The sequence below is a fragment of the Cognatilysobacter bugurensis genome (assembly GCF_014652095.1).
Classification (GTDB): Bacteria; Pseudomonadota; Gammaproteobacteria; order Xanthomonadales; family Xanthomonadaceae; genus Cognatilysobacter; species Cognatilysobacter bugurensis.
Genome location: NZ_BMYD01000001.1, coordinates 1,102,416 through 1,120,151 on the forward strand (window position 1 = coordinate 1,102,416; position 17,736 = coordinate 1,120,151).

Here is a 17,736-nt window from a genome sequence, read left to right on the forward strand (position 1 = left end):
TGGAGTCGTTGTAGCGCGAGTGCACGTGGACCCGCGTCTGGCATGGGTGTAGCTAAGCGGCGAATTATAGCCGCGTTCTTTTACGCGGCGCCACTGGCTGCGCGGCGGCGCGGTCAACCGGCGTCGTCGTCGGCCCCGCGCTCCGCCTGCCAGCGTTCCAGCAACGCACGGTCCTGCTTGGAAAGGGTCGCGAGGTCGATCAGATCGGGACGCCTTGACCAGGTCCGACCGAGCGCCTGCATCCGGCGCCACCGCGCGATCTCCGCATGGTTTCCCGACAGCAGCACCGGCGGCACGGCGCCAAAAACGTGCTCGACCGGCTTGGTGTAGTGCGGGCAATCGAGCAGCCCGGCCTCGAAGCTGTCCTGGGCCGCGGAGTCGGCGTCGTTCAACACCCCGTCGAGCAGGCGCGCGACCGCGTCGACGACGACCGCGGCCGCGAGTTCACCGCCGGAGAGCACGTAGTCGCCGATCGAGATTTCCTCGTCGACCTCGGCCTCGATGAGGCGCTCATCGACGCCTTCATAGCGGCCGCACAGCAGCACCAGCCGGTCCAGCGCCGCGAGTTCGCGCACCTTCGCCTGGGTCAGCGGCCGGCCCTGAGGGCTCAAGTAGACCGTGCGGGCCGGTCGGGGGTCGGCGCTGCCCGCGGCCCCCAGGCATGCACGGAGCGGCTCGATCATCATCACCATGCCTGGCCCGCCACCGAACGGCCGGTCGTCGACCCGCCGGTAGTTGCCCTCAGCATGGTCCCGGGGGTTCCAGCCGTGCACCGACAGCAGGCCGCGCTCGTGCGCGCGCCCGACCACGCCGAAACCCGCGCACTGCGCGACGAAATCGGGAAACAGGCTGACGACGTCGATGCGCATCGGTCGGGGTCGAAAGAGGTGAACCGGACGGCGTTGGCCGGCGGCGGCGCGTCGAAAGCGCGGGAACCGCATTCGCGGCGGGCTGCTTAGAACTCAGGGTCCCAATCGACCGTGACGACGCCTGCGTCGAAGTCGATGCCGTGCACGTACTGCGGCGTCACGAACGGGATCATCCGCTCGCGCTCGTCGTCGCGCGTCACGAGCACGTCGTTCGCGCCGGTGGAAAACAGGTGCGAAACGGTGCCGAGGTCGACGCCTTCCAGATTGAGGACGCGCAGGCCCTCGAGGTCGACCCAGTAGTACTCGCCCGGCTTGGGCGGAGGCAGCGCTTCGCGTGGCACGTAGATCTCGGTCCCGCGCATCGCTTCGACCGTGTCGCGGTCGTCGATGTCGGGTATCTGCGCGACGACGTGCTTGCCGGTATCGCGCCCACGCACGCCACGCAGCTCGCGCTCGGCGCCCTGCGGTGTGCGCAGGATCCAGGGCTGGTAACGGAAGATCGCGGCGCGCGGCTCGGTCCACGACTCGAGCTTGACGTCGCCTTTAACGCCGAAGGCGCCGATCACCCTGCCCAGCAGGATGCGGCGCCCCGGTGTGTCACTCATGGCCATGGCCGCGCTGCCGTCCGGTTGGATGCACGCGCGAGGCCAAGCCGGATCAGGCCGCAGCGGCCTGCTGCGTGCCGGCCTTCTGCGCCTGGCGGTACAGATCGGCGACCTTGTCGGTCATCTGCGCACCGCGCTCGACCCAGTGCTGGACGCGAGCGACGTCGAGCTCGACGCGCTTGTCGTTGCCCGCTGCAACCGGGTTGTAGTAACCCACGCGCTCGATGTTGCGGCCGTCGCGGGCGCTGCGGCTATCGGTGACGATGATGTGGTAGAAGGGGCGCTTCTTCGCGCCGCCGCGGGTAAGGCGAATCTTGACCATGGTGTTCTCGGTGTTGCCCGGCTGCCGGAATGGCAGGGTAAGCCGACAATTGTAGAACATCGGCGCGCCGGGGTGAAACCCGGGTTCAGCGGAACGGCATCCCGCCGCGACCGCCCATCATGCCCTTCATGCCGCGCATCAGGCCCTTCATGCCGCCGCTGGAGAGCTTGCTCATCATTTTCTCCATCTGCTGGTACTGCTTCATCAGCTTGTTGACGTCCGCCGGCGTCATGCCCGAGCCGCGCGCGATGCGGGCACGGCGTGACCCGTTGAGCAGCGCGGGATTGCGGCGCTCCTTCTTGGTCATCGAGTTGATGATCGCGATCATGCGCGGCACTTCCTTGCCGGTGATCTGGTTCTTCACCTCATCCGGCAGCTTGCCGACGCCCGGCAGCTTGTCCATGAGGCCGCTGAGGCCGCCCATGTTCTGCATCTGCTCGAGCTGGTCGCGCATGTCGTTGAGGTCGAACTTCTTGCCCTTGGCGACCTTCTCCGCGAGCTTCTGCGCCTTGTCCTTGTCGACCTGCTGCTCGACCTGCTCCACCAGCGACAGCACGTCGCCCATGTCGAGAATGCGGCTCGCGATGCGGTCCGGGTGGAACACGTCCAGGCCGTCGGGCTTTTCGCTGACGCCGATGAACTTGATCGGCCGGCCCGTGATGTAGCGGACGCTGAGCGCCGCGCCGCCGCGCGCGTCGCCGTCGGTCTTCGTCAGCACGACACCCGTGAGCGGCAGTGCATCACTGAAGTGCTTCGCGGTGACCGCGGCGTCCTGGCCGGTCATCGAGTCGACGACGAACAGCGTCTCGACCGGGTCGACCGCGCCGTGCAGCGCCTTGATCTCGGCCATCATCGCTTCGTCGATGCTGGTGCGGCCGGCGGTGTCGACGATCAGCACGTCGACGAACGACTTGCGCGCGTCGGCGATCGCGGCGCGCACGATCGCTTCCGGCTCCTGGGTCAGGTCCGACGGGAAGAAGATCACGTCGACCTGCTTGGCCAGCGTCTGCAGCTGCTCGATCGCGGCCGGGCGGTAGACGTCGGCCGAAACCACCATGACCTTCTTCTTGCGGCGCTCCTTCAGGTGCTTGGCGAGCTTGCCCACGGTCGTGGTCTTGCCCGCGCCCTGCAGGCCCGCCATCAGGATGACCGCCGGCGACGGCACGTTGAGGTTCAACTCGGAGGTCTGCGCGCCCATCACGGTCGTCAGCTCGTCACGGACGACCTTGATGAGCGCCTGGCCGGGCGTCAGCGACTTGAGCACTTCCTGGCCGACCGCGCGCACCTTGATGCGCTCGATGAGCGCCTGCACGACCGGCAGCGCGACGTCGGCCTCGAGCAGTGCGATGCGCACCTCGCGGAGGGACTCGCGGATGTTGTCCTCGCTCAGGCGGCCGCGGCCGCGCAGGCGCTCGATGGTGCCGGACAGGCGCTGGGTCAGGGATTCGAACATGCGGGCGCGACCTGCAGACGCGGTGGGCAAACGGCCGGCGATTATAAGCCCCCGGCCCGCGCTCGCCGGGGCCCGTCTTCCCGCGCGGTCGCTGTGCGACACTTCGGCGATGACAATCGTTCTCATCGGCGCCGCGCTGTACCTCCTCGCAGCCGGGTTGCTTGTCCGCGTGCTGGCTCATAACCGGCAGCGGGAGGCGTGGCCGTGGCTGCTGCCGGCGCTCGCGGCGGTCGTGTCCCATGTGGCCGTTCATCTGGTGACCTGGCGACAGCTTGGCCAGCCGGACATGCATTTCTTCGCCGCCCTCTCGTTGGTAGGTCTGGGCATGGCCGCATTGACCGCAGCGGTCGGCCGCTTCGGCCGATTGGCCGCGCTGGGCGTGGTGGTGTTCCCGGTGGCGTCGGCGACCGTGATTGCATACGGGCTCCACGGCCCACGCAGCGCGACCTCGCTCGATTGGCCGCTCCAGCTCCATGCCTGGCTCGCGTTGCTCGCTTACGCGACGCTCGCGGTCGCCGCGTTACTCGCGCTGATGCTGTGGGCCCAGGAGCGTGCGATGCGCCGGCGGGAGTTTCACCGCTGGCTGCGCGCCCTGCCCCCGCTCGTCGAGCTCGAGACCCTGCTGTTCCGCACGATCGCGGCCGGCTTCGTACTGCTGAGCGCGACGCTGCTCACGGGCATCGTGTTCGTCGAGGACCTGTTCGCGCAGCACCTGATCCACAAGACGGTGCTCAGCGTGCTCTCGTGGCTTGCGTTCGGTGCGCTGCTGCTCGGCCGATGGCGCTGGGGCTGGCGCGGCGACATCGCCGTGCGCTGGACGCTCTCGGCCACCGCGCTGCTGGTGCTGGCGTACTTCGGCAGCAAGTTCGTGCTCGAACTGGTGCTCGAGCGCGGCTGAAGACCGTCAGGCGGCGGACGCGCCGTCGCCCGCGTCGAGCCAGCGTTCGGCCTCGACGTCGGGCATGGCCGCGGCGAACAGGAAGCCCTGCGCCTCGCGACACCCGAGGCCGGACAACTCGTCGGCCTGCGCCTGCGTTTCGACACCCTCGGCGACGACGTGCAGGCCAAGGCTCTCGCCGAGCCCGAGGATCGCCCGGATGATCGCGCGCGCGCTCGGCCCATTCGGCCCAGCCAAGTCGGCGGTGAAGCTGCGGTCGATCTTGAGCGTCGTGACCGGAAGGCGTCCGAGGTATGCGAGCGATGAGTAGCCGATCCCAAAATCGTCGATCGCGATGTGCAGTCCCGGCGCTGCCGCCCGGAGCCGGGCCAGCGCATGCGAGGCCTGATCGATGTCTCGCATCAGCGAGTGCTCGGTGATCTCGATTTCGATGCTGTCGGCCACGTCGGCCTCCTGACCCAGTAGATCCTCGAGCTCCGCCGTGAAGCGGCCGCTCTGCAGCGCGTGCGCATCGAGGTTGACGGACACCCGGCACCCGGGCTGCCGGAGTCGCCAACCGCGCAGGCAGGCGAGCGCATGCCGGAGCACGGCCAGATCGATGCGCTCCATCATCCCGCCGTGCTGCGCGAGGCTCAGGAACTGGCCGGGCATCAGCAACCCGCGCTTGGGGTGCGTCCAGCGGGCGAGCGCCTCGAACCCGACGACGCGCCCGGACGGCAATGAAACGCGCGGCTGGTAGTGCGGACGGATCTCGTCGCGCTCGAGCGCGAGCCGCAGCTCATGCCGCAGCCGCAACGACTCGCGGCTCGCATGCGTCATCTGCGGGGTAAAAAATGCGAAGCGGTTCTTGCCGTCCGACTTGGCCGCGTACATGGCCGCGTCGGCCTGACGCAGCAGGCTCTCTCCGTCGATTGCGTCGTCGGGATAGATCGCGACGCCGACGCTGAGCCGCAGTGCGAACGTCAACCCGCGCAGTTCCACTGGCTCGGCCATCGCGGCGAACAGCCGTTCGATGAGTTCGGACAGCATCGCGAAGTCGTCGACGTCGACCGCGACGACGAACTCGTCGCCGCCGAGCCTCGCGATGATGTCGCCCGCGCGCAGGACGCTCGTGAGCCGCGCGGCGAGCGCCATGAGCGTTTCGTCGCCAACCGAATGCCCGTAGCCGTCATTGACGAGTTTGAAGTCGTCCAAGTCGATGAGGATCACGGCAAGCTGCCGGTCCTCGCGCTTGACGCGACTGAGCGCTAGATCCAGTCGCTTCATCAGGAAGCGGCGGTTGCCAAGACCGGTGAGCGGATCATGGAACGCGAGCCGCGTCAGGCGGTCGGCCATGTCGCGCGAGCGGAAGGCATTGGAGAACATCTGCCCCACCAGACGCAGCCCGAGCCGGATGTCGGGAGGCCAGTCGCGCTCGCGACGCACGGCATCGAAACCGATGAAGCCGTCCGGCCGGGTGGCCTCGCCGAACGGGGTGATCACGATGGATCGGATGCCCTGCCGCAGGAATTCCTCAAGCTCGGCCGAAGCGGACTCCGGAAGCGCCCTGACACACGGCAAGTGCACGTCCCGATCCGCTTCGAGTTCCGCGGCGAGCCACGGAAAGTAGTCGTGCGGGACGTTCTGCAGGTTCTCGGCTTCGCGCGAGATGCCCTCTTCCACCCACTCGTGGGTGTTCGAGTACGACGTGCGGTCGGCGCTGAAGCGGAACAGGTAGGCACGGTCGACCGAGAACAACCGGCCGATGCGGCCAAGCCCTTCTTCGATCAGGCCGTCGATGCGCTCGGGCGGCGCATGGATCAATTCGGTCGACAGCGACGCGATGAGCCGCTCGAACGCAAGTCGTTGATCGAGGCGATCGCGGTAATGACCTTCTGCGCCGAGATCGACGAGTTCGACCCGGTGCGCCGCATCGCGCGCGCCGGCCTCGATCCACATTGCGATGGGCCTGCCGTCGATCGCGATCGCGTCGATGCGGACCCGGCCACCGGGCGCGGCCCGCGACGCATCGAGGAGAGCGCTCCACGCCGCGCTCGAAAGGCCCGGCACCCAGGCATCGACCAACCCAGAGGCGCCCCCAATCACACGGCCAGCATCGTCGACCATGAGTAGGCGCGGCGGGTTGTGCCCGGTCGGGTCGTCGTCGACCGCGTCGAACGACGGCGCGGTCGCACTGCAGGACTGCTGCATCGTCGGCGTTGCTCCCCACGCGGCCGCTAGCGGAACCCGAGAATGGGCCGCCAGGCCCGCGAAACGCAAGGCGCAGCGTCGCGCTTCGGGACCGCGGTCAGGTCGCGACTTCGAGCGCCTCGGACAGCCGCTCGACGGCGATGACCTCCATTTCGCCGATCCGCTTGGCCTTCGGCGCGTTTCCCTTGGGGACGATCGCGCGCTTGAAGCCGTGCGTCGCGGCCTCCTTGAGCCGCTCCTCACCGTTCGGCACCGGGCGGATTTCACCGGACAGGCCCACTTCGCCGAATGCGACGGTCTGCTCCGCGAGCGGGCGGTCGCGCAGCGAGGACAGCACGGCGAGCAGCAGCGGCAGGTCGACGGCGGTCTCCTGCACGCGGATGCCGCCGACGACATTCACGAACACGTCCTGATCGCCCACCCCGACGCCGCCGTGGCGGTGCAGCACCGCGAGCAGCATGGCGAGCCGGTTGCCTTCCATGCCGACGGCGACACGTCGCGGGTTCGACAAAGGGGAATGATCGACCAGCGCTTGCACCTCGACGAGCAGCGGGCGCGTGCCCTCGCGGGTGACCATCACGCAGCTGCCAGGCTGCGGTTCGCGGCTGCCTGACAAGAAAATCGCCGACGGATTGGGCACCTCGCGCAGGCCCTTGTCGCCCATCGCGAACACGCCGAGTTCGTTGACCGCGCCGAAGCGGTTCTTGAAGGCGCGGAGCACGCGGAACCGGCTGCCCGATTCGCCTTCGAAATACAGCACGGCATCGACCATGTGTTCGAGCACGCGCGGGCCTGCGATCCCGCCCTCCTTCGTGACGTGACCCACGAGGAACACGGCGGTGCCCGTCTCCTTGGCGTAACGCACCAGGCGGGCCGCGCTTTCGCGCACCTGGCTCACCGAGCCCGGCGCGGCGGTGAGGGTCTCTGTCCACAGGGTCTGGATGGAGTCCGCGACGATCAGCCGCGGGCCCATCGGCGCGGCCTGCTCCAGCACGCGCTCGATGCAGGTTTCCGCGAGCGCATGCACGCCGTCGATCGGCAGGCCGAGCCGCGCGCCGCGGCCCGCGACCTGTGCGAGCGATTCTTCACCGGTGACGTACAGGCCGGGCATGGTCGACGACATCATCGCGACGGCCTGCAGCAGCAGCGTCGATTTGCCGATGCCCGGATCGCCGCCGACGAGCACGACCGAGCCGTGCACGAGGCCGCCCCCAAGCACGCGGTCGAACTCGCCGATTCCAGTGCTGACGCGCGCCTCTTCAGCGTGTTTGACGTCCTTGAGCGCCGTGACGGCGGGCACGTCGGCCTTGCCGGCCCAGCCGCTGCGGCGCGAGGCCGCGACACTTTTCACAGCAGCCGCGGATGCGGGCTCGATCACGAACTCGCTGAGCGTGTTCCACGCCGCGCACCCGGCGCACTGGCCCTGCCACTTGTTGTGGTCCATGCCGCACTCGCCGCACACGTATGCGGTACGAGCCTTGGCGGCGGTTTTGGCGTTTGGCTTCATCGGCATCACCCTGCGGGACGCCGCACTGTAAACGTCGCACGTAGCGCGAGGTGAGACGCGGCGCATGGCGTGCGCCGCGCCTGCGCGTCAGAGATCGCTGACCCGGATGCGGAATTCGCCGGTGAACGATTCGCCGGGCGCGACGAGCCGCAGGTCCTCGCCGGTCGTCAGCGCATCGGCCGGGGCGGTCATCGGCTCGAACGAGATGTGGTCGTGCGCTGCCGGTCCGTAGATCTGCGCGTACGGGAAACCGCGCACGAACTCGACCGCGACGCGGCGCCCGTTGCCGGAGATCGCCATCGTGATGCCCTCGCCGCCAAGCGCGAAGCCGTCATCGAACTCGCGCTCGGCAAGCGCCTCGTCGAGCGCGGGGAAGCGCTCGCGTCGGCCGGTCGGCAGGAGGAGTTCGTCGAGGACGATGGACTGCATTTCCGGCAGCTCGATCCGCCACTGCTGCCGTGCGAGCCCCGGCACCGCGATGTAGGGGTGGAAGCCGAAGCTCACCGGCACGGGCGTGTCGCCGGTTGCGATCAACGTGGTCTCGACCGCGAGCGCATCGGGCTGCAGCGACGCTCGCATGAGCAGGCGATGCGGGTACGGGAAGACTTCGAGCAGGTCCGGTCGCGACCAGTCGAGTTCCGACGTCAGCGACGTCTCGTCGGCGTGCTGCTGCGTCCAGTCCAGCTTCGACCACGGCAAGCCGTGGATGATCGTGCCGTTCCAGTCCTTCAGCAGCAGCGGGTTTTCGGGGTCGAGCTGCACGTCGCGGCCTGCCGCGCTGTAGCGCGGGCCGCTCAAGCGGTTAGCCCACGGGTGATTGATCGGGATGCCGACCGAGCGCCCCGCGTCGGCGGCCGCGTCCAGATCGTCGACCAGCTGGAGGATCTCGTCTCCGCGGTGCGTTAACGAGATGCCGAGCATCCCGCGCTCAGGCAGGAACGTGGCAGCGAGATCGCCGGCGCGCATTACGTGGCGGCGGGCATCCATCACGCGGTCTCCGAACGGGGCACGAGCACACGGCCGGACTGGCCCTGCGCGCCGTAGCGTTCCACCGCGTCGCGCCCCGCCCGCTCGGCTTCGCCTTCTCGGCACAGCGCGACGCAGGCGCCACCGAAGCCGGCGCCCGTCAGGCGCGCGCCGTGCACGGACGGGTGCGCGTGCAGCAATGCGACCAGCGCGTCGAGCGGCGGCACGGACACCTCGTAGTCGTCACGCAGGCTCGCGTGCGACGCGTTCATCAGCACGCCGAACGTCTCGGCGTCGACGCCCTCGACCGCCCGCAGCACCCTGGCGTTTTCGGTGACCACGTGGCGCGCGCGGCGGCGCAACGGCTCGGGCAGCGATTCCACGGCTTTCACGTCGTCGACGTCGCGCAGCGAAGCAACTCCGAGCGCGCTCGCCGCGGCCTCGCACTGCGCTCGCCGCTCGTTGTAAGCGCTGCCTGCGAGCGAGCGACTGAGCCCTGAATCGACGACGAGCAACTCGGTGCCCGACGGCATCGGCACCAGCCGCCTCGCGAGGCTGCGGGTGTCGAGGAACAGCATCGAATCCGTGCCGGCGAGGCTCGACGCCATCTGATCCATGATTCCGCAATTGACCCCGGCGTGCTCAATCTCCGCACGCTGCGCAAGCTGGGCGATGCGCACGTCGTCGAGCGACAGGCCCAGCAACTCGCGCACGGCGCGCAACACGGCGACCTCGAGCGCGGCGCTGGACGACAGCCCGACGCCCATCGGCACGTCGGACTCCACGTGCAAATCCATGCCGGGCACCTCGGTGCCTTCGTCTGCGAGGCAGCGCAGGCAGCCGTACACGTAGCGGGCGAACTGCTCCTCCGGCTGCGAGTCCAGCGTGAAGCGCGCCTCGCGATCGAGCGTGGCCGCGTGCAGCACGAACTCCGCGCCGCCGTTGCGGCGCGCTGCAACCGTCGTGCGCTGCGGAATTGCCGTGGGCAGCACGAAGCCGTCGTTGTAGTCGGTGTGCTCGCCGAGCAGGTTCACGCGCCCGGGCGCATGGGCCGTGACCTCGGGCGCGACGCCAAACGCCGCGTGGAAATCGCTCATCGATTCTTCTCCGTGGCGGGGGCGTCGATATCGACCTCGACCGCCTGCAGATCGCGCGCCTTGTCTTCCGGCAGCGCGTCCATTGCGAACCAGCCGGCGGCGAGTTCCGTGCCGGCGAGGTACTTGAGCTTGTCGCGCGTGCGGTACGGTGGATAAAACTCCGCGTGCAGGTGCGACTCGGGGTGCGGCACACCGTCGAGCGGCGCCTGGTACCACGCCATGAGGTACGGGAACGGCCGGTCCCACATCCCGTCGTATTTCATGAGCACGGTCTTGAGCGCGCGTGCGAGGTCGGCGCGCTGCGCATCGGTGAGGTCGCAGAACGTCGCGACCGGCTCGATCGGCGCCACCCACACCTCATACGGGTAGCGCGCGCAGGCAGGCACGAACGCGATCGCATGCTCTCCGTAATAGAGGACCCGCTCGCCCGAACTACGCTCGCGGCTGATGTGATCGGCGAGCGCGCCGCGACCGTGCCGCGCGTAATAGGCCTGTTCGACCTGATGCATGCGCGCCGGCACCGGGGGAACCGTGGGGTACGCGTAGAGCTGGCCATGCGGGTGATGCAAGGTCACGCCGACCTCCGCGCCGCGGTTCTCGAACGGAAGCACGTACTGGATCGCATCGAGCGCGCCGAGCTGCGCGGTCCGATCGGCCCAGACCTGGAGCAGCAACTCAATGTGCGACAGCGGCAACGCGCCGAGCGAGGCCTCGCGGTCCTGGGTGAAGACCACGACCTCGCACTTGCCCGTCCCGGGTGCGGTGTCGACGATCAGCTCGGGCGCTTCGTTTGCGCCGAGGCTCAGCGACGGGAAGCGGTTGTCGAACACGGCAACGTCCCAGTTGCCCACCGGCAGCTCGGTCGGGTTGGCCGGGTCCACGGTCACCGCGAGCGGGTTGTACTCCGGCGGCGGCAGGAAGGTGCGGTCCTGCCGATGGGCCGCATAAGTGATCCACTCGTCGCGCAGCGGGTGGTGGCGCAGGTGCGGGAAGCGGCCAAGTGGCTCCGCGAACGGGCTCGGCGCGGGCCCGATATCGCCCATGGCTTCGCGGGCGTACAACGTCAGCGCGCGGCCGTCGGGCTTTGTGAGTTCGAGCCGATGCATCACGCGGCCCCAGGGATGTAGGTGCGCGAGAGTTTCACCGCAGCCGCGATGCGCTCGAGCGGAATCTTCGGCTCACGATCGGCCGTGAGCAGGCCGTTCGCTTCCTGGAACGTGTCAGCGAACTGCGTGTAGCAGTAGCCCGCGAACAGCGCGGTGTGCGTGACCGTTTCGATGAGCGCGTGGAACTGCGTCGCGAACTCCTCTTCCACGCTCGCCGTCGAGTAGCCCCAGATCTCCGACACGCCTTCCTGCGGCTTCTTGTCGAAGGCGATGCCGCCAAACTCCGTGAGCACGATCGGCTGACCGCGGTGTGGGTATCCGTCGAGCGTGAGCACGCGTCCACCCGGGCGGCGGCGGTCGAACAACTGCTGCGGGCTCACCTCGGGCCCGTAACGCTGGCGCAGGTGCTCGGTGTTCGGGTCGTAGTCGTGGATGCCGATCACGTCGGTCGCGCTGCTCTCCCAGCCGTCGTTGCCGATTACCGGGCGTGAGTTGTCGAGCGTCTTGGTCAAGTGATACAGGGCCGCGACGGCGTGTTGCTGCGCGCCGACGTTCGTCAGCTCCGGCACGCCCCAGGATTCGTTGAACGGCACCCACATGATCACGCACGGGTGGCTGTAATCGCGTTCGATGACTTCGCTCCACTCCTTCACGAGCCGCTTGATGGCGGTGCGCGTGAAACGGTAGGCCGATGGCATCTCCTCCCAGACAAGCAGCCCGAGGCGATCGGCCCAGTAGAGGTACCGAGGACACTCGATCTTCTGGTGCTTGCGCACGCCGTTGAAGCCCATCGCCTTCGCGAGCTCGACGTCGCGGCGCAGCGCCTCGTCGTCGGGCGCCGCGAGCAGCGTATCCGGCCAGTAACCCTGGTCGAGCACCATCTTGAGCATGTACGGCCGGCCGTTGAGCATGACGCGGTCGCGCAGCACGCTGATCGAGCGCAGCGCGGTGTACGAGGTGAACTCATCGATCACTTCGCCATCGCGCAGAAGGCGGATGCGCGCATCGAGTAGCTGTGGCCGTTCCGGGCTCCACAGCAGTTCGTTGCGGTAATCGTCGATGCCGGGGTCGGACAGGATGATGCGGCGGTCGACCTCACCGTCGATGACACGGTAGCGGTCCTGCGCGAGCAATCGGCCGAGATGGCTCACCTCCACCTCGACGGCAAGACTGTCCTCGAGATCGCCGACGATCCGCGACTCGAGGGTGATCGCGAAGCCTTCCACGTGCGGCGTCCACCGGATCTTCTGCACGTAGGTGCGCTCCACGCGCTCCATCCAGACGGTCTGCCAGATCCCCGTCGTGCGCGGATACCAGATCGAGTGCGGCTCGAGCTGCCAGTCCTGCTTGCCGCGCGGCTTGGTCAGATCGTGCGGGTCGTCCTCGACGAGCACGCTGACGACCTGTGGGCCGTCGTCGATCAACGCGTCCGTGATGTCGGCGTGAAACGGCGTGTGGCCGCCCTCATGTGTGACCACATGAACGCCGTTGACCCACACCTTGGCGCGGTAATCGACGGCGCCGAAGTGCAGCAGGATGCGTCCGCCTCGCGCATCGGCATCGAACTCGCGCTGGTACCAGCAGGCCTTGTGGAAGCCACGGTCGCCGATACCGCTTGCCTGTGACTCGACCGGAAACGGCACGGTTATCCGTAAAGGCCAGTCAGGGACCTGGCGCGGATGCGTGAACTCGCACGCGTCGTCGAAGCGAAACCGCCAGGCGCCGTCGAGCGACGTCCAGTCCGCACGCTGCAATTGAGGACGCGGGTACACCGAGGCTGCGTCGTGCGCTGATTCAGTCATCTGACTCGTCATATGGTCGGCTTCACACCAAAAAGAAGTTGTTAACCCAAGACTTAGGTTTATCCAAAGAAGCGAGAGCACCATGTCAAAGGAAACGGATGAGCTGAGCGCACTCGAGTCGGGAAGCGCGGCCCTTGCTGCGGATCTCGACTCCACGTTTACCGGCGGTGCGCCGGCCGTTCGCGCTCCGAATGCAGGCCCGTCGTCGAGCGCACGCCGCGACGACTTCCCGATCATCGTCCACTGCCACCTGCGCTGGGACTTCGTCTGGCAGCGCCCGCAGCAGATTTTTTCGCGGCTCGCGAAGCACCACCGCGTCCTGTTCATCGAGGACCCGGTGATCGCCGAAGGCGAACCGCACCTGGCCGTCGATGAGCCGATGCCGAACCTCGTTCGCATCGTTCCGCAGATCCCGCAGCACCTCGCGGTGAACTCCGACAAGGACGCCGAGATCTTCTTCCCGCTGATCCAGCAGGCGCTGCGCGAGCATCCGCTGCTTGCAGGACAGTTCGAGGACGCGGTCCACTGGTTCTACTCGCCGATGAGCGCGCCGGGCTACCTCGGCAAGTTCGGCGGCCCGGGCATCGTCTACGACTGCATGGACGAACTCGCGAACTTCCGCTTCGCGCCGCCGGACATCGGCGACCGCGAACGCTTCGTGATGTCGAAGGCCGACGTCGTGTTCACCGGCGGCTTCCAGCTGTTCGAGTCGAAGTCCAAGCACCACGACAACGTGCATTTCTACGGCTGCGGCGTGGACGTCGAGCACTACGGCAAGGCGCGCCTCGAGGAGACGGAGGTTCCGGCTTCCGTGTCGTCGCTTGCAAAGCCGGTGTTCGGCTACTTCGGCGTGATCGACGAGCGCCTGGACTACGAACTGGTCGACGCGCTCGCCAAGCGCTTCCCGGAGGCGTCGGTCGTCATGGCCGGCCCGCTCGCGAAGGTCGATCGCAACGAACTGCCGGACCGCCCGAACATCCACTGGCTCGGCCAGCAGAAGTACGACGACCTGCCCTCGCTCGTGAAGGGCTTCGACGTCTGCCTGATGCCGTTCGCGCTCAACGACGCGACGAAGTACATCAACCCGACGAAGACGCTCGAGTACATGGCCGGCGGCAAGCCGGTGGTGTCGACCGCGATCGCCGACGTCGTGCGCAACTTCACGCCGATCGTGCAGGTGGCCCACTCCCCCGAGGAGTTCGTGGACGCCGTCGAACGTGCGTGGCGCTCGCCGGACCAGGACCTCATCGCCGAAGGCATTGCACGGGCGAATGACGCCACGTGGGACGCCACCATTGCCTCGATGCGCAACGACATCCAGGAGGCCGTGTTCGGCCCCGTTTCGGCCGCCTCGGACTCGAATTAACAGGGAAGATCGAATGAAAACTGACGTATTGATCGTAGGCGCCGGCTTCTCCGGCTCGGTCGTAGCCCGGGAACTCGCCGAGCGCGGATACAACGTGCTCGTGATCGACAAGCGCGACCACATCGGCGGCAACGCCTATGACCGCACCGACGAGCACGGCGTGCTGATCCACCCGTACGGCCCGCACATCTTCCACACCAACGGTGCCCGCATCGCGGAGTATCTGTCGCAGTTCACGGAATGGCGCGATTACGAGCACCGCGTGCTCGCGAAGGTCGAAGACAAATTCGTGCCGATCCCGATCAACATCGACACGGTCAACGAGCTCTACGGCCTCGACCTCAACGAAGACACGATCCAGGGCTTCTACGACTCGGTCCGCGAACCGCGCGAGCAGATCCGCACGAGCGAGGACGTGGTCGTAAACGCGGTGGGCCAGGACCTCTACGAGAAGTTCTTCCGCGGCTACACGCGCAAGCAGTGGGGTCTCGACCCGTCGCAGCTGGCCTCGTCGGTCGCTGCCCGCATCCCGACGCGCACCAACCGCGACGACCGCTATTTCACGGACACCTTCCAGAAGATGCCCGCGGAGGGCTACACGAAGATGTTCGAGCGGATGCTCGACCATCCGCGCATCCGCGTCGAAACCGGCGTGGATTTCTTCGAAATGCGCGACAAGGTGCAGTCGGACCACATCGTCTACACCGGTCCAGTGGACGCGTTCTACGCGTACTGCTTCGGCCGCCTGCCCTACCGGTCGCTGCGCTTCGAGCACGAGCACCTGGCCGATACCGAGCAGTACCAGACGGTCGGCACGGTGAACTTCCCGAACGATTACGAGTTCACGCGCGTCACCGAGTTCAAGCACCTGACTGGCCAGAAGCATGCCGGCACCTCGCTGGTGCGTGAGTTCCCGCAGGCCGAAGGCGACCCGTACTACCCGGTGCCGCGCCCGGAGAACGAAGCGCTGTTCAAGCGCTACGAAGCGCTCGCGCAGCAAGAGAAGGGCGTGACGTTCGTCGGCCGCCTGGCGCAGTACCGCTACTACAACATGGACCAGTGCGTCGGCGCGGCGCTCAAGGCATCGGAGTACGTGCTCGAGAAGCTCGGCGATGTCGACGCGTCGAACGAGGACACGGCCCCGGCCGAACTCGTCGCCGCCAGTGGCAGCTCGAAGTCGAGCGCCGCTGCCCCGGCTCCGCTGATTGGCACCAAGCGCTGATTGGAGCACCGGCCACGACATGACCTTCGGACGCGAAAAACTCGAGTTGTGGGGCGGCGTGGAATGCACGATCTGCCGCGTCGGCGATAGCTACAACCGCCAGCTGGAACGCAGCGCGCATGCGATCCGCCTGGACGACATCGATCGCTTCGCCGCCACGGGGATGACGACGATCCGCTACCCGGTGCTCTGGGAGCAGATCGCGCCCGACGGCCCGGAATCGGCGGATTGGTCGTGGCCGGACGAGCGCCTGCAGCGGCTGCGCGAGGTCGGCGTCGAGCCGATCGTCGGCCTCGTGCACCACGGCAGCGGCCCCATGTACACGAGCCTCGTCGATCCCGAATTCGGGCCGAAGCTGGCCGAGTACGCCGGCGCCGTGGCGCGGCGCTACCCGTGGGTCGAGTACTACACGCCCGTTAACGAGCCGCTGACGACCGCGCGTTTCAGCGGCCTGTATGGCGTGTGGTATCCGCACGGCCGCGACGAGCACACGTTCAAGAACGCGCTGTTCAACGAGTGCCGAGGCACGGTGCTCGCGATGCGCGCGATTCGCGAGGTCAACCCGAACGCCAAGCTCGTCCAGACGGACGACCTCGGCAAGATCTACAGCACGCCGCTTCTCGCCTACCAAGCCGAGCTCAGCAACGAGGTGCGCTGGCTCGGATGGGATCTGATCTGCGGCAAGGTCGATGAGGCGCATTCCCTTTGGGACTGGCTCATCGCGGTGTGCGGTGCGACGCCGGAGGAGATCCTTTGGTTCCGGGACAATCCGTGCCCGCCGGACATCCTCGGCGTCAATTACTACGTCACGAGCGAGCGCTTCCTGGACGAAAACCAGGACAACTATCCGGAGCACTACCACGGCGGCAATCGCCGGCATCGATATGCCGACATCGAGACGGCGCGCGTGCTGGCTCAGCCCACGGGCGGCATCGGCCCGCTGCTGCTCGAGGCCTGGGAACGTTATGGCCTGCCGATCGCGATCACCGAAGCGCACATCGACGCCAAGCGCGAAGACCAGCTGCGCTGGCTCGCAGAGATCTGGCTCGGCGCCGAGCAGGCGCGCGCACAGGGCGCCGACGTCCGCGCGGTGGCGGTCTGGGGCCTTCTGGGCCTCTATGACTGGAACTGCCTGCTCACCGAATGTCGCGACTACTACGAGGCCGGCGCGTTCGACGTACGCAGCGGGGTGCCGCGACCGACCGCCATCGCCGCCTTGATGAAAGCACTCGCGTCGGGCGGGCTGCCGAACGACCCGGCGCTGTCCGGCGCCGGCTGGTGGCGCCGCCCGGCGCGCTTCTTCGCGCGGGAGCCGGTCTCCGTGCCCGGACTCACGTTCCCTCCCCGGCCGCGGACCGGCGACAACCGCGCGCCGATCCTGATCACCGGTGCCACCGGCACGCTGGGCCGTGCATTTGCGCGAATCTGCAAGGAGCGCGACTTGGCGTTCCGCCTGCTCTCGCGTGCGGAGATGGACATCGCCGATGCGGACTCAGTCGAACGGGCATTTGATCGCTACCGTCCGTGGGCCGTGATCAACACCGCGGGCTATGTGCGGGTTGATGAAGCCGAAAGCGACGCGGAGCGCTGCTTCCGTGAAAACACCCACGGGCCGGCCACCCTCGCTGCGGTCTGCGCACGGCACGGCGTTGGGCTGGTGACGTTCTCGACCGACCTGGTGTTCAACGGCGAACAGGATTCGCCGTACGTCGAGACCGACTCGATCCAGCCGCTGAACGTGTACGGCCAGAGCAAAGCACGCGCGGAAGCACTCGTGCTGGACCGTCACCCGAGTGCGCTCGTCGTCAGGACGAGCTCGTTTTTCGGGCCATGGGACGAGCACAACTTCGTCTCGGTGGCGCTGCGTACCCTGCGGGCGGGCAGCCCGTTCGTGGCGTCGCAGGACCAGACCGTGTCGCCCACCTACGTGCCTGACCTCGTGCACCAGTGCTTGGACTTGCTCGTGGATCGCGAAGCCGGCATCCGGCACCTGACGAACGACGGTGCGATCACGTGGGCAGAACTTGCCACACGCGCTGCGCAGCTTGCGCAGGTCGACCCGGGCGGTATCCAGGCCTGCAGCGATGACCACCGGCGCCTCCCTGCCCGGCGCCCGCGTTACAGCGCGATGCGCAGCGAGCAGACGTTCGGCATGCCCTCGCTCGAAGACGCGCTCACGCGATACTTCGCGCAGATCGCCGCGAACGGCGAAGCGCCGCTCCAGGTGCCGCAGCCGAACGCACGGGCAGCCTGACGGAGTTCCATCACGCGCGCGGCGGGTTAGCCGCGCGCAGTTCGGTTGTCGGTCTGATGTCGACGCGCTTCGCCCACCG

14 protein-coding genes are annotated in these 17,736 nt (G+C 67.7%); 4 read left to right on the forward strand and 10 right to left on the reverse strand.

The annotated features are described in order from the left end of the window. Positions 1 to 113 precede the first annotated feature (113 nt). The 4 genes from trmD to ffh all read right to left on the reverse strand — a co-directional run bounded on the left by trmD (position 114) and on the right by ffh (position 3,249). The gene (gene trmD, locus IE075_RS05000; RefSeq protein ID WP_189453865.1) at positions 114 to 869 is read right to left on the reverse strand and encodes a tRNA (guanosine(37)-N1)-methyltransferase TrmD; all 756 of its coding nucleotides are present in this window, start codon (positions 867 to 869) and stop codon (positions 114 to 116) included. Between the two features lie 86 nt (positions 870 to 955). Next, entirely contained in the window at positions 956 to 1,474 is a 519-nt protein-coding gene (gene rimM / locus IE075_RS05005; RefSeq protein WP_189453867.1) for a ribosome maturation factor RimM, read from the reverse strand. Between the two features lie 52 nt (positions 1,475 to 1,526). Further along, positions 1,527 to 1,796 (reverse strand): 30S ribosomal protein S16, encoded by a 270-nt coding sequence (gene rpsP / locus IE075_RS05010; RefSeq protein ID WP_189453868.1) that lies wholly within the window; start codon positions 1,794 to 1,796, stop codon positions 1,527 to 1,529. An 85-nt stretch (positions 1,797 to 1,881) separates the two neighbouring features. Continuing rightward, positions 1,882 to 3,249: a signal recognition particle protein gene (gene ffh / locus IE075_RS05015; RefSeq protein ID WP_189453870.1), complete on the reverse strand. Its 1,368-nt coding sequence runs from the start codon at positions 3,247 to 3,249 to the stop codon at positions 1,882 to 1,884. A 109-nt stretch (positions 3,250 to 3,358) separates the two neighbouring features. On the opposite strand from ffh, the gene IE075_RS05020 reads away from it, so the two are divergent. Then, the gene (locus IE075_RS05020; RefSeq protein ID WP_189453873.1) at positions 3,359 to 4,147 is read left to right on the forward strand and encodes a cytochrome C assembly family protein; all 789 of its coding nucleotides are present in this window, start codon (positions 3,359 to 3,361) and stop codon (positions 4,145 to 4,147) included. A gap of 6 nt (positions 4,148 to 4,153) precedes the next feature. Here the strand turns inward: IE075_RS05020 and IE075_RS05025 are convergent, their stop codons facing one another. From IE075_RS05025 to IE075_RS05050, 6 genes are all read right to left on the reverse strand, one after another. Continuing rightward, positions 4,154 to 6,337 (reverse strand): putative bifunctional diguanylate cyclase/phosphodiesterase, encoded by a 2,184-nt coding sequence (locus IE075_RS05025; protein WP_189453875.1) that lies wholly within the window; start codon positions 6,335 to 6,337, stop codon positions 4,154 to 4,156. A 97-nt stretch (positions 6,338 to 6,434) separates the two neighbouring features. Continuing rightward, positions 6,435 to 7,844 (reverse strand): DNA repair protein RadA, encoded by a 1,410-nt coding sequence (gene radA / locus IE075_RS05030; RefSeq protein ID WP_189453877.1) that lies wholly within the window; start codon positions 7,842 to 7,844, stop codon positions 6,435 to 6,437. Positions 7,845 to 7,931: 87 nt separating this feature from the next. Beyond that, positions 7,932 to 8,831: an aldose 1-epimerase gene (locus IE075_RS05035; RefSeq protein ID WP_189453879.1), complete on the reverse strand. Its 900-nt coding sequence runs from the start codon at positions 8,829 to 8,831 to the stop codon at positions 7,932 to 7,934. Then, on the reverse strand, positions 8,831 to 9,907 hold the full coding sequence (galK, locus tag IE075_RS05040) for a galactokinase (protein ID WP_189453881.1): 1,077 nt from the start codon (positions 9,905 to 9,907) through the stop codon (positions 8,831 to 8,833). Before galK ends, IE075_RS05035 begins: the two co-directional genes overlap by 1 nt. Beyond that, positions 9,904 to 11,013: a galactose-1-phosphate uridylyltransferase gene (gene galT / locus IE075_RS05045; protein WP_189453883.1), complete on the reverse strand. Its 1,110-nt coding sequence runs from the start codon at positions 11,011 to 11,013 to the stop codon at positions 9,904 to 9,906. Before galT ends, galK begins: the two co-directional genes overlap by 4 nt. Then, entirely contained in the window at positions 11,013 to 12,815 is a 1,803-nt protein-coding gene (locus IE075_RS05050) for a glycoside hydrolase family 2 protein (RefSeq protein ID WP_189453885.1), read from the reverse strand. The genes galT and IE075_RS05050 overlap by 1 nt, the downstream gene beginning before the upstream one ends. An 82-nt stretch (positions 12,816 to 12,897) precedes the next feature. Between IE075_RS05050 and IE075_RS05055 the strand changes: the two genes are divergently transcribed. The 3 genes from IE075_RS05055 to rfbD are packed head-to-tail and all read left to right on the forward strand — an operon-like array spanning position 12,898 to position 17,657. Further along, positions 12,898 to 14,181, forward strand: a complete 1,284-nt coding sequence (locus tag IE075_RS05055; RefSeq protein ID WP_189453887.1) for a glycosyltransferase — start codon at positions 12,898 to 12,900, stop codon at positions 14,179 to 14,181. Between the two features lie 13 nt (positions 14,182 to 14,194). Further along, positions 14,195 to 15,403, forward strand: a complete 1,209-nt coding sequence (gene glf / locus IE075_RS05060; RefSeq protein WP_189453889.1) for a UDP-galactopyranose mutase — start codon at positions 14,195 to 14,197, stop codon at positions 15,401 to 15,403. Positions 15,404 to 15,422: 19 nt separating this feature from the next. Further along, the gene (gene rfbD, locus IE075_RS05065; RefSeq protein ID WP_189453891.1) at positions 15,423 to 17,657 is read left to right on the forward strand and encodes a dTDP-4-dehydrorhamnose reductase; all 2,235 of its coding nucleotides are present in this window, start codon (positions 15,423 to 15,425) and stop codon (positions 17,655 to 17,657) included. The last annotated feature ends 79 nt before the right edge of the window (positions 17,658 to 17,736 follow it).

Bases quoted from the DNA above. Each gene is read 5' to 3' on its own strand.
- rpsP (WP_189453868.1), bottom strand. From the start codon at position 1,796: ATGGTCAAGATTCGCCTTACCCGCGGCGGCGCGAAGAAGCGCCCCTTC.
- ffh (WP_189453870.1), bottom strand. From the start codon at position 3,249: ATGTTCGAATCCCTGACCCAGCGCCTGTCCGGCACCATCGAGCGCCTG.
- IE075_RS05020 (WP_189453873.1), top strand. From the start codon at position 3,359: ATGACAATCGTTCTCATCGGCGCCGCGCTGTACCTCCTCGCAGCCGGG.
- rimM (WP_189453867.1), bottom strand. From the start codon at position 1,474: ATGAGTGACACACCGGGGCGCCGCATCCTGCTGGGCAGGGTGATCGGC.
- IE075_RS05035 (WP_189453879.1), bottom strand. From the start codon at position 8,831: ATGGATGCCCGCCGCCACGTAATGCGCGCCGGCGATCTCGCTGCCACG.
- rfbD (WP_189453891.1), top strand. From the start codon at position 15,423: ATGACCTTCGGACGCGAAAAACTCGAGTTGTGGGGCGGCGTGGAATGC.
- galK (WP_189453881.1), bottom strand. From the start codon at position 9,907: ATGAGCGATTTCCACGCGGCGTTTGGCGTCGCGCCCGAGGTCACGGCC.
- IE075_RS05055 (WP_189453887.1), top strand. From the start codon at position 12,898: ATGTCAAAGGAAACGGATGAGCTGAGCGCACTCGAGTCGGGAAGCGCG.
- IE075_RS05025 (WP_189453875.1), bottom strand. From the start codon at position 6,337: ATGCAGCAGTCCTGCAGTGCGACCGCGCCGTCGTTCGACGCGGTCGAC.
- galT (WP_189453883.1), bottom strand. From the start codon at position 11,013: ATGCATCGGCTCGAACTCACAAAGCCCGACGGCCGCGCGCTGACGTTG.
- glf (WP_189453889.1), top strand. From the start codon at position 14,195: ATGAAAACTGACGTATTGATCGTAGGCGCCGGCTTCTCCGGCTCGGTC.
- radA (WP_189453877.1), bottom strand. From the start codon at position 7,844: ATGAAGCCAAACGCCAAAACCGCCGCCAAGGCTCGTACCGCATACGTG.
- trmD (WP_189453865.1), bottom strand. From the start codon at position 869: ATGCGCATCGACGTCGTCAGCCTGTTTCCCGATTTCGTCGCGCAGTGC.
- IE075_RS05050 (WP_189453885.1), bottom strand. From the start codon at position 12,815: ATGACTGAATCAGCGCACGACGCAGCCTCGGTGTACCCGCGTCCTCAA.